This is a genomic window from Pseudoalteromonas sp. CST2 (assembly GCF_028599385.1).
GTDB classification, from domain to species: domain Bacteria; phylum Pseudomonadota; class Gammaproteobacteria; order Enterobacterales; family Alteromonadaceae; genus Pseudoalteromonas; species Pseudoalteromonas atlantica.
Genome location: NZ_JAQREO010000008.1, coordinates 25934 through 39625, shown reverse-complemented (window position 1 = coordinate 39625; position 13692 = coordinate 25934). Strand labels below are relative to the sequence as shown.

The window sequence follows — 13692 nt, the reverse complement described above, 5'->3', positions numbered from 1 at the left end:
CATAAATTTTACAGCTTTGTGATCGCTTAATTATTTTACTGTGTTTATTTAACTGATAACGACTCGCATATGTTGTTTATCGGGGCAGAAAAAAGGATAATACACAGGATTTTAATAGCGCGAGGCACACATGACAGAATATGTCTTGTTATTGATTGGAACCGTTCTAGTTAATAACTTTGTATTAGTACAATTTTTAGGCTTATGTCCATTTATGGGTGTATCAGGCAAGCTTGATACCGCTATTGGTATGTCTTTAGCAACCACGTTTGTGCTTACTCTTGCCTCTGTTACAAGCTATTTAGTTAATCAATATATTTTAGCGCCGCTAGATATCGAATTTTTACGCACCATGAGCTTTATTTTAGTGATTGCCGTTGTGGTGCAATTTACTGAAATGGTTGTGCGTAAAACTAGCCCGACTTTATACCGTTTACTGGGTATATTTTTACCGCTGATCACCACTAACTGTGCGGTATTAGGTGTTGCGCTTCTTAATATAAAAGAAGATCACACCTTTTTACAATCGGCCGTGTATGGTTTTGGCGCAGCCGTTGGCTTTTCATTAGTACTTGTATTATTTGCAGCGCTGCGCGAACGCCTTGCTGCTGCAGATGTTCCTACCCCGTTTAAAGGCGCCTCAATAGCCATGATCACCGCCGGCTTAATGTCGATGGCGTTTATGGGTTTTACCGGATTAGTGAAGTTTTAATATGACCTTAATGTATGCCTTGATAGCGCTTGGCTCGCTAGCGCTTGTTTTTGGACTTATTTTAGGCTTTGCAGCTATTCGCTTTCGTGTAGAAGGCGACCCAATTGTAGAGCAAATAGATACCATTTTACCGCAAACCCAGTGTGGCCAATGTGGCTATCCGGGCTGTCGTCCCTACGCTGAGGCAATTGCCAACGGGGATGAAATTAATAAATGCCCACCAGGCGGTGAAGCAACGGTTAAAAAGCTGGCCGATTTAATGGGCGTAGAGCCTAAACCGCTTGCCGGTGGCGAACAAGCAGAGCCGATAAAAACAGTGGCCTATATTCGCGAAGACGAGTGCATAGGCTGTACTAAGTGTATTCAGGCATGCCCTGTGGATGCCATTGTCGGTGCTACACGCCAAATGCACACTGTACTAATAGAAGAATGTACTGGCTGCGATTTATGTGTAGAGCCCTGCCCTGTAGATTGCATTGATATGCAGCCTGTAGCCGAAACAAAACAAAACTGGAAATGGCAACTTGATGCTATTCCTGTCACGCAAATAGATTAGAGGTTTGAGTGGAAAAGTTACTTGAACAAATTAAAAAAGGCACTGTTTGGGCATTCCCGGGCGGCGTGCATCCACCACAACAAAAAACACTCTCTAACAGTGCGCGTATTGCTAGGCTTCCTCTACCTGATAAGTTAGTTGTACCAATTAAACAGCACATTGGTGCTAACGGTAAATTAATTGTAGAAAAAGGCCAACAGGTATTAAAAGGGCAAGCACTTACCGTGCCCGTTGCGAATTGGTCTGTGCCTGTACATGCGCCCAGCTCTGGCACCATAACAGATATTGCCTCTATGCCTTCGGCGCATCCATCGGCTTTACCTGAGCTAAGTATTATTATTGAGCCTGATGGCAAAGATCAATGGTGCGAACTAACCCCAACACCTAACCCAAGTGAGCTTAGCCACGATGAATTAGTCGATATAATTCATCAAGCAGGTATAAGTGGTATGGGTGGAGCAGGCTTTCCTACGTATGTAAAAGCCGATATAAAACAACCTATTGAGTTTTTAATTGTTAATGCTGTTGAGTGTGAACCATACATAACAGCCGACGATGTGTTAATGCGTGAACATGCCAAGCAAGTAGTGCAAGGCATTGAGCTAATGCAACAAATTTTAAACCCGACACTGTGTATTGTTGGCATTGAAGATAATAAGCCCGAAGCCATAGCGGCTATGAAAAGTGCCGCAGAGCACAACGCCAATATTGTTATTCAAACGGTGCCTACTGTTTATCCATCGGGCGGCGAAAAACAATTAATTAAATTACTTACAAACCGTGAAGTACCCAGTGGCGGTATTCCTGCCGATATTGGTATTTTAGTGCACAACACAGGAACTTTGTTTGCTGTGCAACAAGCGGTGTACGAAGGTAAACCGCTTATAGAGCGCGTTGTTACAGTAACAGGTAACACCATTCATAATGCAGGTAATGTATGGGCATTATTAGGCACCGAAGTTAAGCACCTGCTTGATTGCCAAGGTTTTTCACCCGTACCCCAGCAGCGCGTTGTAATGGGGGGGCCGATGATGGGCTTTACCTTACCGACTGTGCGTATTGGGGTAATTAAAACCACCAACTGTATTTTAGCCCCCGATCATAAAGAGCTGGCAGAGCCTGGCCCTGAAAAAGCCTGTATACGGTGTAGTGCCTGTGCAGATGCCTGCCCTGCTTCGTTATTACCACAGCAATTACAATGGTTTGCAAAATCAAAAGAATACGACAAATTACAAGAGCACAACTTATTTGATTGTATTGAATGTGGCGCGTGTGCGTATGTATGCCCGAGCGAAATTCCACTGGTGCAGTATTACCGCGTAGCAAAAGTTGAAATAAAAGAGCAACAAGCCGAAAAAATTAAAGCCGATAGAGCAAAAGAGCGCTTTGACGCCCGTAAAGAACGCCTAGAGCGCGAGCAACAAGAACGCCAAAACCGCCATAAACGTAAACCAGCGGCAAAAACATCAGATGAAAAGCAAAAAGTAGCGGATGCCCTTGCCCGCGTTAAGAGCAAATCATCAGATGGCGATGAAAAATCAGCTGTAGCCGCTGCAATTGCCCGCGCCAAAGCAAAAAAACAGCAAGGTGAAGAGCTAGAGCCAGATAACAGTGAAGTAGCTAAAGAGCGTGCACTACGTAAAGAAAAAGCACGTAAATATAAAGAACAAAAAGCTGCCGAGGGCGAGTCATCACCAACACCTGATGATAAAAAGTCAGCCGTAGCTGCTGCTATTGCCCGCGCCAAAGCGAAAAAAGCGGCGCAAGCTGAGCAAAGCCCTGAGCTACAAAGCGATGAAGCGCCCGCCCCAGCTGATGACAAAAAAGCTGCGGTAGCTGCTGCTATTGCCCGTGCTAAAGCTAAAAAAGCGGCGCAAGCTGAGCAAAGCGCTGAGCCACAAAACGATGAAGCAACCGCCCCAGCTGATGATAAAAAAGCTGCGGTAGCTGCTGCTATTGCTCGCGCTAAAGCTAAAAAAGCGGCGCAAGCTGAGCAAAGTGCAGAGCCACAAAGCGATGAAGCGCCCGCCCCAGCTGATGACAAAAAAGCAGCGGTAGCTGCTGCTATTGCGCGTGCTAAAGCAAAAAAAGCGGCGCAAGCTGAGCAAAGTGCAGAGCCACAAAACGATGAAGCCGCCCCGCCCGCTGATGATAAAAAAGCAGCGGTAGCTGCTGCTATTGCGCGTGCTAAAGCTAAAAAAGCCGCTAAAGCGGCTGCGCAAGCCCAGCAATCAGATGAACCAAGTGCTGCTGAGCAAACAGGTGAAGTTGAGCCTGAAAACTCACAAACACACTCTCCTGCTGATGACAAAAAAGCGGCCGTAGCTGCTGCTATTGCCCGCGCTAAAGCTAAAAAAGCCGCTAAAGAAGCAGAGCAATCAGCAGCAAGTGAACACAGCGCACCTGAACACAGCAATGAGCCACAAACCAGCAGCGGTTCAGACTCTGAGCAAACGGCCTCTGAGCAAACTGCTGCAGAGAAGAAAAAAGCCGCCGTGGCCGCCGCAATAGCGCGCGCCAAAGCTAAAAAGTTACAAAAAGAAGGAAATGATCAGTCATGAAATTAACCATGGCCAGTTCGCCGCACAACCATAGCCATAAGTCGTTAACGCGATTAATGCTAACCGTAATTGCTGCGTGTATTCCTGGGCTAATAGCGCAAGTGGTATTTTTTGGGACTGGCGTACTTATTCAGTTAATACTGGCACTTGTTGCTGTAAGCGTATTTGAAGCAGCCATTATGTTAATGCGTAAACGCCCTGTTTGGCCTGCATTGAGTGATGGTAGTGCTTGGCTTACTGGTGTGCTGTTAGCACTGAGTATTCCGCCGCTGGCGCCTTGGTGGGTCATTATTATTGGCTGTTTATTTGCCATTGTGATTGTAAAGCAACTTTATGGTGGGCTTGGCTTTAACTTATTTAACCCAGCTATGGCCGCATACGTACTACTTTTAGTCTCGTTTCCGGTGCAAATGACCGCTTGGTTACCCGTTACCGATTTACTTAACGCCCCAATTGGCTTTATTGACCAATTACGCCTTATATTTACCGATTTTACCGCTCTGGGCTTTAGTGTTGATCAAGTCCGTGCCGGCGTTGATGGCCTCACCATGGCCACCCCGCTTGATACAGTTAAAACCGATGTAGCACATGGTCTAACCGTAAGCGAAAGTATGCAAAAACCGATTTTTTCTCAATGGGCTGGGCTTGGTTGGCTATGGGTTAACCTAGGCTTTTTAGCCGGTGGTTTATACCTTTTAAAAGCTAAAATTATAAACTGGCATATTCCAGTAAGCTTTATAGGCTCACTAGCGCTGTGCAGTGCCATTGGCTATATTGCCGCACCGGGTACCGAGCCGGGTATGGTATTTCACTTATTAAGTGGCGCAACCATGATGGGCGCATTTTTTATCGCCACCGATCCTGTTTCGGCTGCAACCACCAATAAAGGGCGCTTAATTTATGGCGCGTTAATTGGCTTGTTGGTGTATTTAATTCGCACCTTTGGTGGCTTCCCTGATGCGGTAGCCTTTAGTGTATTATTAATTAATATTGCTGTACCGCTGATTGATTACTACACCCAACCACGCACTTATGGCCACGGAGCAGTAAAATGATTATTTCATCAATGGCTAAAAATGGCGCGATATTAACAGCCTTTGCACTGATAACAACAGGCTTAGTTGCCTCAATTGATGCCTTTACCGCCGATAAAATTGCCGAGCAAGAACGCTTGCAACTAACCTCACAATTACAAGAGGTATTAAACCCAAGCAGCTACGATAATCAGCTCAATACAAATTGCGTAATTATGAGCGACGAACAACTTGGTCCTTACCCCGAGCAAGTTATTTACCGCGCTTATAAAAATCAGCAACCTGTTGCACTTGTAATAAGACACGTTACACCTAGTGGTTACAGTGGCGATATTAACTTATTAACCGCCGTACTTGCTGATGGCACCATTGCCGGCGTTCGCACTACTAAGCACGAAGAAACGCCCGGCTTAGGCGACAAAGTAGAAGTTAAAAAGTCGCTATGGATCACTACATTTAACGATTTAACGGTTCAAAGTGAAGACGATGCCCGTTGGGCGGTAAAAAAGGATGGCGGCCAGTTTGACCAATTTACCGGTGCAACAATTACCCCTCGCGCCGTGGTAGGCTCGGTAAAAAATGCCGTATTATTTGCAAAAACTAACTTTGACGCCATTTTTAAACAGCCTAATGCTTGCCAAGAGGTAACACAATGAGTGAGTTAAAAACCTTATACAAAGAAGGCGTATGGGCTAATAACCCCGCGCTAGTGCAGCTACTCGGTTTATGCCCGCTTTTAGCTGTAACATCAACTGTAACCAACGCTCTTGGCCTAGGGTTAGCCACTTTATTAGTTTTAGTAGGCTCTAATATTACTGTTTCAGTTGTGCGTAATTGGGTGCCTAAAGACATTCGTATTCCGGTATTTGTAATGATTATTGCAGGCTTTGTGACCATAGTTCAGCTACTTATGAATGCGTACACCTTTGGCTTGTATCAATCATTAGGCATATTTATTCCACTAATAGTAACTAACTGCGCCATTATTGGCCGTGCAGAGGCATATGCCTCTAAAAACCCTGTTCACCTGTCTGCATTCGACGGCCTAATGATGGGCTTAGGCTTTATGGCCGTACTGTTAGTACTCGGTGCAATGCGCGAACTGATAGGCCAAGGTACATTATTTGATGGGGCCGATTTGCTCCTAGGGCCATGGGCACAAAGCCTACGCTTGGAAATATTTAGTTTCGATAGCCAGTTTTTACTCGCTATTTTACCACCCGGCGCCTTTTTAGGGCTTGGGCTGCTAATAGCAGCAAAAAATGTTATTGACGCACAAATAAAATCAAAACAAGTAACGCCGCCAGAAGCCGAAAAAGGCCCACGCGCACGTGTTACTAGCTTAACTTAAGGGGAAAACGCATTAACGCTATTAGCTAATGCGTTTTAAGTTGCATGAATAAAGAAAAACGTCACCAAATACTCTCGCGCTTGCGCGAGCAAAACCCGCATCCAGAAACCGAGCTTGAATACTCAAGCCCATTTGAGCTACTAGTAGCTGTTACGCTCTCTGCACAAGCCACCGATGTAGGGGTAAATAAAGCCACCCGTAAATTATTTCCGGTTGCTAATACACCACAAGCCATTTTAGATATTGGCCACGATGCGCTTCGCGATTATATAAAAACCATTGGCTTATTTAATTCAAAAGCCGCAAACGTGTACAAAATGTGCCAAATATTGGTTGATCAACATAACGGCATTGTTCCCGAGAGCCGCGAAGCTCTAGAAGCCCTACCCGGTGTTGGCCGAAAAACCGCAAATGTAGTACTCAACACAGCTTTCGGCTGGCCGACCATTGCCGTAGACACGCATATTTTTCGTGTTTCAAACCGCACCAAATTTGCTATGGGCAAAGATGTAGTCGCCGTTGAGCAAAAACTTGAAAAGGTTGTCCCTAAAGAATTTAAAGTAGACGTACACCACTGGTTAATACTACACGGACGCTACACCTGCGTAGCACGCAAGCCTAAATGCGGCAGCTGTATTATTGAAGACTTGTGTGAGTTTAAAGACAAGACTGAATAGTTCTTCTGCTGTTCGTGAAATTCACATGTGAAGTTTTGACATAGAATCAAAACTTCAAACTGCACAGTAAGGTGGACTATTTAGTTCTAAAAGTTGCGCTTTAACCATTTAGAAATGCCAGTTGATTAAATAACTATTTCAAATTTTTTATAATAGCCATTCCAGTTTTTCTCATCAGCCCAGCTGCCTCAGGAAAACTACTGTTGGTCACAATCGATACAGCGATATTACGATCTGGAAAAATAATCATCCAATTTTGTGTGCCTTCCAATCCACCATGGTGAATGTAATAACATCCTAAGTTTTCATCCTCTGCAGCAATCCATGAATAAGCGATATGATCAGTACCACCTACATGAAACAGCCTTCTATGTGATTCTTTAATGGCTTTATTTTCTTCTTTTAGTTGCAACTTCATATATTTTACAATATCTGACATAGTAGTTTTTATATAACCACTGCCCCCCCATAGTATTTCAGGAGTAAGATGGGCTTTTGCTACCTCCCCTTTCTCATTATAACCATATGCAACGTCCTTAAGCTGTTCTTGAGCAAGGTTCACTTTCGTATCTTTCATATTAGCTTCTGTTGACAATACTTGCTGTAATAAATTATCAAATGGCATTTGGTAAACAGTTTCTAAGATATATGATAAAAGCTCTATTCCCGCGCTTGAGTAATGGTATTTACCTTTGTTTTCTGAAGGGTTTACATTATTTAATGCCTTTAAAAACGATGTTTTGGATAATGTTTCAGCCCTTAAACCTAAATCTACATAACCTCTTGGTAATCCTGAACTATGAGTCAAAAGCTGTCGAACGGTCACAGGATTTTTTTCAGTACTTAATTTGTCTAGTTTATTATTAATATACTTATTGATGTTATCGTTCAAAGATAGCTTTCCATCTTTCACAGCATAAGCGGTAATCAACCCTGTCATGGTTTTACTTACAGACCCTATTTCATAAATTGTGTTATCTGTCGGGGTGTTTTTTTTATGCCTTGTGAGTTCACCAAAATGTAAAATAACTGAATCCGTTTCCGTAACGACCCCTATAGATGTAGAAACAAAACGAGAGTCCTGCAAGAGTTGATTAGCGTGCATTGTTATAATGTTTGAAATGTCTTTATTGGAGATTATATCGCTATTTTTAGCTTGCACCTGCCCAAAAAAAGTAAGAAATAAAATGAAAGCTAACGTAATTTTTTTATACATAAAACACCTATTATTTGATTCGCATTAATGTTTTTTATCAAAGCAGTTTTGATTTGATAATAGGGATATTAGTAAGGTTCAAGATTGATTTCGACCGACTATAAAAGTCGAACGTCTTATATTTAAAGGGTTGCGCTAGAAGAGATAAATTTAATCGTTTAAGCGTTCTTTCCTATATTGGGATGGAGTCACTGCAAAATGCTTTTTAAAAGCAGTGTTAAAAGACGATTTTGAATTAAAACCAACTTCTAACAATATCTCTAAAATCGCTTTTTGTTTATTGCTTTTTAAAGAAAGGATATTAGCAGCTTCATTAACTCGATAACTATTTATGAAATCGAAAAAGTGTTGCCCAAGGTGGTGATTGAGTACGATTGAAATTTTTAAGGCCGGTATATTTAATTGCTTTGCCAACGTTTCAATGTTTAGTGATGGATTCAGGTAAGGTTTATTTAGCGACATATGGCACTTAATTGTGGATAACACTCTTTGTGCTTCATTAACATCAACAACGTCACTTGGGTTCTGTGGAGGTTTTTTTGGTTCAAATGATTTAACCTTTGAGCTAATACCTTGAAATATGGAAGGGTTATGAAGTGCTTGCCATAATATCCAACAAACAAAAAATAGTGTGACTACCATCATTAGAGTAGTTAATAAGTTCAATAGTCCTTGTAGCTCGGTAAATTTAATAATATTACGCACCACAACAATGGTGAAATCAATTAAAAAAACCATCATAAAATTGTTTAGCCACTGCTTATTGAGTATTTCAATATCTGAATAGTTATTTAAAACAGTCAATTTATAGCGGTTTAACTTCTTAAAAATCAATGCAAGATAAATGAACATTTGTAAGTAGAGCACTACATGAACAAACAACACTTCAAACAAGGGTTCATGGTTGTTATAAAAGGCCATTTTTGCAATGTCATCTCCAAGATGGAAGCGCGGGATAAAGATTAAACATACAATAATAAACGGGATAGCATGCAGAAGGTCCTTAGCTTTAAGTTTTAAATCACTATAAACAATTGATTTTACGTAAAAATAAAGTATTGGCGCTGTCAGAACCGAAAAGTTAGCACGAAACATATCTAAATTTAAATGCTCACCATAAAAACTAGTGAAAATAAAATTACTGATATCAAATGCAGTGACGGATAAAAACACAGCTAAAATTCTATTACTTAATTGATTACCGGAATGAATATTGAGCAGAAATACCGCAACTAATAAGTGAGTGAAAAAAACTAGTAATGCAATACTCTCGGTCATTTTAGTTATTTTAGTTAGTTGGTGAACCATACATCATAAATGACAACCAGGCTATGTTTCAAACTAAGTAATATCAGAGCTATAAATAGAGAGTAAAAATAGGCAGGGTTATGCGCTCACTCAATTTAATTAACAAGTTTGCTACTTTAGAAAACAATCAAATTTGCCTTATAAAGTTAATACTAAAACATACTATTTAAGAAATTTCGCTCTAAAATGAACACACCATCTAGTTTACTTATAATTTGGCTGGCCGACCATTGCCGTAGACACGCATATTTTTCGTGTTTCTAACCGCACCAAATTTGCGATGGGCAAAGATGTAGTCGCCGTTGAGCAAAAGCTTGAAAAGGTTGTCCCTAAAGAATTTAAAGTAGACGTACACCACTGGTTAATACTACACGGACGCTATACCTGCGTAGCACGCAAGCCTAAATGCGGCAGCTGTATTATTGAAGACTTGTGTGAGTTTAAAGAAAAAACAGAATAACCTCGAATAACTCTATTTTGGGTATTTTGAAAGTTAGACAGCTAATTAATTAGCTGTCTGTCGAGTCTATATTATTTATAAATTGCGCCATATTTACTAAACGCTCACCGACAATAAATGCAATGGTGCGTTTAACCCAAGACGCTTTAATATTTGTGTAGTTTAGTTTAGCTAATACGCAGCTTGTAATTATTAAAAGTAGAAGCGATGACACGCTGTAAAACCAAACCATGTGTTGATCTAGGTGAGCATACAAGTCAATTTCAAATAGCACATCAAAGCCAATAAAAACATAAGCCATATAAAAAGGTGCAGACATAAATAACAACTTAGTTAGTTGTAATTTATGTGAGCAAAGGCGGTAAACGTCTTTTTGAAGTTGGCTAATTGGCTTTGCATAATCAACGTTAGCAATATGCACTATTTGGCCGATATTACCTGCAAGGCCAGCAATGGAAAATACACTCAGTATCAACGCAGATATTGAAGGCGCTGAAACACTAAAGTTATTTGCAATATACTGCCCCAATAAAACAATAATAAAAAAGAAGGCTGCGCTTTCAATAATACGTGCCCACTTCATAGCATTAAGCTCTTTCATTTGTTTATTCACTTTTGTTTCGCTCAGCAGTGATTGGTTTATTGTAATGGCCGATTCGTTAACACTATTTTGCTGCTGCCATGTGTTTTTAATGTTATCTAAATTCATATTAAGCCCCCTGTTTTTCAAATTGATTTTTTAGTGTTTCTTTAATGCGGCCAATTCGCGTAGCGGCGTTGGTTTTACTTATGCCTAAACTCGTCGCTATGCTTTGATGGGGTTCGCCTTCTAAATACAGCAATACTATGGCTTTATTTAACTTATCGAGCTTTGCTATAAATTCATAAAGCTGCTTAACCTCTTCGCTTTTATCATTGTGCGCTGAGAGGTCGGCTATGTGGACAATGCACTGCTCACTTTCATTGGCTTTATCTTCTCGTTTACTGTCTTTGCGGTAATAGGAAATCGCCACATTCAGTGCTATTCGGTACATCCACGTAGAAAACTTATAGTCTTTGTTGTAATTATCATAAGCAAGCCACATGGTGGTGAGTATTTCTTGCGCTAGGTCTTGCCTGTCGTGTTGGTTTTGACAGTAAGAGTTAACAACTTTATAAATAATGCCTTTATGCTGCTCCATTGTTTGAGCAAACAGTGCTTTTTTATTGGTGTTCATTTACGCATAAATCCATCATCTAAATTAATCTCATCACGTAGTTGGCTCATCGCAGTTTTATTGTGTTTAAGTGCTAATGCATCTGTTTTTAGAAGTAATAAAGTGCGGCGCTTTGGCTAATGCAACATAGCCTGTACACATTTATATAAACATTTTAGCTGCACGATAGTACTCACATAACCTTCTTATCTAGTTATTCGCAGTATCGCTGAAATAATCACAACTATTTAAAAAATAATTATTTGAGGGAGTAATAAGCTAAGTAAAAGAGCAAAGCGAGGTGTTAGCTCTTTTTTCTGCTTTGCTATTAAAAGGGGACTCCTAGTTAAAAGATTTTTTTAATATAGCAATAGTTAATATTATTGTATCTCTGGTTATCAAATATGACTCAGGCTAAAGGTGGTAAAAAAACATACAATCTGCTATTAATAGTGAATAATAATTTAAGGAGGTTTCTGCGTTAGCGCTGTAAGAAACCACATAACTTCAAGGATGTATTTTGCAAAGTAATCATTCAAAATTTCAGCCAAATAAGTGGTCATTATTAAATTTAGCTGTTGTACTTATACTGGCGGGTGCATTTTATTATTTGGGTCAATTTTCTGTATTTCATTCGATTCTTTTAAGCCTAATTTGTTTTATTTCATTTTTAACCTTATTAATTTTAAAGCGTTGGAAAGCATATATTAACTATTTAAAAGCAGTAGGAGATGAGATAGAGCGAGAAAGATTTCACTTAGGTGAACACATAGTATCGATGGTTCCTTACATGAACTTACAAATAACAGTTCATGCACGTATGGATGAATCAGCTTTATTAATCAAAAAAGCAAATTGTTATATTTCAATTAATCTAAAAGATATTTGCTCATTTGAGCCAGCTGAATATTTCGGACGGCCAATCGCGAAAGTAATTTTGGCCGATAATAAAAACTTAACTCCTGCACTCTATGTACCTTGGTCTGAAGAAATGGCGCTAACTCAAAGTAAGGCTCATGGGTAAACGCCTTTGTTTGCTTATCATGCCTTAAAGGTATTAAGCGTTACACTCTAAGGCAATACTAAGATTTATAGCGGTTTAACTCTGATACTAAGTGCGTACTTTTAAATACCACCAAATTAGAGGCGCCAATATCACTATTTCAATACCCACATTTAGCCACTGTTTTGCTACCGAGCCATCTAACATAATGCCAATAAGCCTTGCAATTAATAGTCCTACGAGTAACGATGACAGTGTTGCCGCTATGCTAGCTTGCCAAGGTACAAGCTGATGATGAAATTGCAGCAATAAGCCAAAACCAATAAATAACCCCCACCAAATTCTGCGCTCTACGGCCTTAAAAATATCATTAGGAACTGGCTTATTGCTTATCAGCTCAGGGTTGGCAGCTAACACTATGCCAAAAATAATTAATACCGCACCAACAACCCTAAAAATGACTATATTATCCATGATCAATCCCTCAGGCTGGTTGTTTGATCAACTGTTTGAGCAATCGATTGCTCAACAAGCTCCTGAGGTAACTCTTTTGCTTGGCTCCACTGCTTTGGCGATTGCCCATACATGCGTTTAAATTCTCGGCTAAATTGTGATGAGCTAACATAGCCTACCGACATGGCCGCCGAACTTACGTTCATACCCGCTGCAATTTTCATCGCGGCGGTATTTAAGCGCATAGATTTAACAAATTGAATCGGCGACATACTGGTCGCATCCTTAAATTTTCGATGCAAAACTGCTCTACTTACGCCAATTTTTGCTGCCATATCGTCTATGGTTATGCTCTCATCTAATCGAGATGCCAAATAATCAATTGAGCGTGCTATGTCGTTTCCTACGCCAAAGGCTTGGTGCACACTACTACCTGCCTGTCCGTTTAATATGGCGTAATATAATTCTCGCAGTCGCCCTTCACCTAAAACCGCAATATCTACAGGGTTGCCTACAAGTTGCAGCAATCGTAGTAATGAATCGGTAAATGAGTCATCCCATGCTGCGAGTGTAAGCCCTTGCGTTTTGGGGCCTGATGCGTGTTTTTTTACACCTTGTGCAGCCATGGTAATAGATAATTCGGTCATCACTTTTGTATCTAGCGATACAATAACGCCTAGCAAGGGGTTCTCAGGTGAAGCCGTGGGTGTACCCGCTTCTACCGGCATAGACATAGGGCAGCACATATAATTATTTTCATCGTATATAAAATGCTTACCATCGAGTATGGCTTCTTTAGCGCCACTGACTATAGCAACAATACACGGCTCGTATACCGCAGGAGCACAGCGCATAGCATGCGTTACTTTAAACAACTGAACACCTTTAATACCCGTTTCTATTAGCCCTTGGGTATAATTTTTATCGCTTTTTACCTCGTTAAAAGACAGGTTGTTTTGTATAAGTTGCTTAATGTGGTGTTTGCTCATTCACTCATACCCTTTAAATATAGAATAGATCCAATCTAGCATCGTAAATATACATTCTCAATGCAGCGATGCAAATAGGCATATTTTAAAGAGGATATCGCCTAGTTACACCTAGTAGCGAGAGTTATATTACCTAACAAGCAATGTGGAACAATGCGCATAGCCCTGTACTGCAT

General features: G+C 40.6%; 14 protein-coding genes and 1 pseudogene. 9 read left to right on the top strand and 6 right to left on the bottom strand.

Translation table 11 applies throughout. The annotated features are described in order from the left end of the window. Positions 1 to 130: 130 nt before the first annotated feature. From rsxA to nth, 7 genes are read left to right on the top strand one after another with little or no spacing between them, the layout of a single operon-like run. Complete coding sequence (gene rsxA, locus PSH41_RS11805; RefSeq protein WP_004589478.1) at positions 131 to 712, top strand: electron transport complex subunit RsxA; 582 nt, start codon at positions 131 to 133, stop codon at positions 710 to 712. 1 nt (position 713) lies between these two features. Continuing rightward, positions 714 to 1268, top strand: a complete 555-nt coding sequence (gene rsxB / locus PSH41_RS11800; protein ID WP_273589133.1) for an electron transport complex subunit RsxB — start codon at positions 714 to 716, stop codon at positions 1266 to 1268. Between the two features lie 8 nt (positions 1269 to 1276). Then, positions 1277 to 3829, top strand: a complete 2553-nt coding sequence (gene rsxC / locus PSH41_RS11795; RefSeq protein ID WP_273605097.1) for an electron transport complex subunit RsxC — start codon at positions 1277 to 1279, stop codon at positions 3827 to 3829. After that, positions 3826 to 4884 carry an electron transport complex subunit RsxD gene (gene rsxD, locus PSH41_RS11790; protein ID WP_154946024.1) on the top strand — a complete coding sequence of 353 codons (1059 nt, stop codon included), beginning with the start codon at positions 3826 to 3828 and terminating at the stop codon, positions 4882 to 4884. The genes rsxC and rsxD overlap by 4 nt, the downstream gene beginning before the upstream one ends. Next, positions 4881 to 5519, top strand: a complete 639-nt coding sequence (gene rsxG, locus PSH41_RS11785; protein ID WP_054983414.1) for an electron transport complex subunit RsxG — start codon at positions 4881 to 4883, stop codon at positions 5517 to 5519. The genes rsxD and rsxG overlap by 4 nt, the downstream gene beginning before the upstream one ends. Next, positions 5516 to 6214 carry an electron transport complex subunit E gene (locus PSH41_RS11780; protein WP_004589483.1) on the top strand — a complete coding sequence of 233 codons (699 nt, stop codon included), beginning with the start codon at positions 5516 to 5518 and terminating at the stop codon, positions 6212 to 6214. Before rsxG ends, PSH41_RS11780 begins: the two co-directional genes overlap by 4 nt. A 44-nt stretch (positions 6215 to 6258) precedes the next feature. Further along, complete coding sequence (nth, locus tag PSH41_RS11775; protein ID WP_273589135.1) at positions 6259 to 6891, top strand: endonuclease III; 633 nt, start codon at positions 6259 to 6261, stop codon at positions 6889 to 6891. A gap of 133 nt (positions 6892 to 7024) precedes the next feature. Here nth and PSH41_RS11770 read toward each other — a convergent pair whose 3' ends face one another. Both PSH41_RS11770 and PSH41_RS11765 read right to left on the bottom strand, forming a co-directional pair. Next, positions 7025 to 8107 (bottom strand): serine hydrolase domain-containing protein, encoded by a 1083-nt coding sequence (locus tag PSH41_RS11770; RefSeq protein ID WP_273589136.1) that lies wholly within the window; start codon positions 8105 to 8107, stop codon positions 7025 to 7027. Positions 8108 to 8257: 150 nt separating this feature from the next. Then, entirely contained in the window at positions 8258 to 9385 is a 1128-nt protein-coding gene (locus tag PSH41_RS11765; RefSeq protein ID WP_273589137.1) for a helix-turn-helix domain-containing protein, read from the bottom strand. 244 nt (positions 9386 to 9629) lie between these two features. On the opposite strand from PSH41_RS11765, the pseudogene PSH41_RS11760 reads away from it, so the two are divergent. Continuing rightward, positions 9630 to 9875: pseudogene (locus tag PSH41_RS11760) on the top strand (endonuclease III); the annotation flags it as partial. 49 nt (positions 9876 to 9924) lie between these two features. Here PSH41_RS11760 and PSH41_RS11755 read toward each other — a convergent pair. Next, positions 9925 to 10584: a hypothetical protein gene (locus PSH41_RS11755; protein WP_096739363.1), complete on the bottom strand. Its 660-nt coding sequence runs from the start codon at positions 10582 to 10584 to the stop codon at positions 9925 to 9927. Between the two features lies 1 nt (position 10585). Further along, positions 10586 to 11092, bottom strand: a complete 507-nt coding sequence (locus tag PSH41_RS11750) for a sigma-70 family RNA polymerase sigma factor (RefSeq protein WP_096739362.1) — start codon at positions 11090 to 11092, stop codon at positions 10586 to 10588. A 499-nt stretch (positions 11093 to 11591) separates the two neighbouring features. Between PSH41_RS11750 and PSH41_RS11745 the strand changes: the two genes are divergently transcribed. Next, positions 11592 to 12095, top strand: a complete 504-nt coding sequence (locus tag PSH41_RS11745; RefSeq protein ID WP_273589138.1) for a hypothetical protein — start codon at positions 11592 to 11594, stop codon at positions 12093 to 12095. Between the two features lie 87 nt (positions 12096 to 12182). Here the strand turns inward: PSH41_RS11745 and PSH41_RS11740 are convergent, their stop codons facing one another. Together PSH41_RS11740 and PSH41_RS11735 are read right to left on the bottom strand one after the other, a co-directional pair. After that, on the bottom strand, positions 12183 to 12548 hold the full coding sequence (locus PSH41_RS11740; protein WP_024034145.1) for a DUF4345 family protein: 366 nt from the start codon (positions 12546 to 12548) through the stop codon (positions 12183 to 12185). Between the two features lie 2 nt (positions 12549 to 12550). Beyond that, positions 12551 to 13516, bottom strand: a complete 966-nt coding sequence (locus tag PSH41_RS11735; RefSeq protein WP_273589139.1) for an AraC family transcriptional regulator — start codon at positions 13514 to 13516, stop codon at positions 12551 to 12553. Between the last annotated feature and the right edge of the window lie 176 nt (positions 13517 to 13692).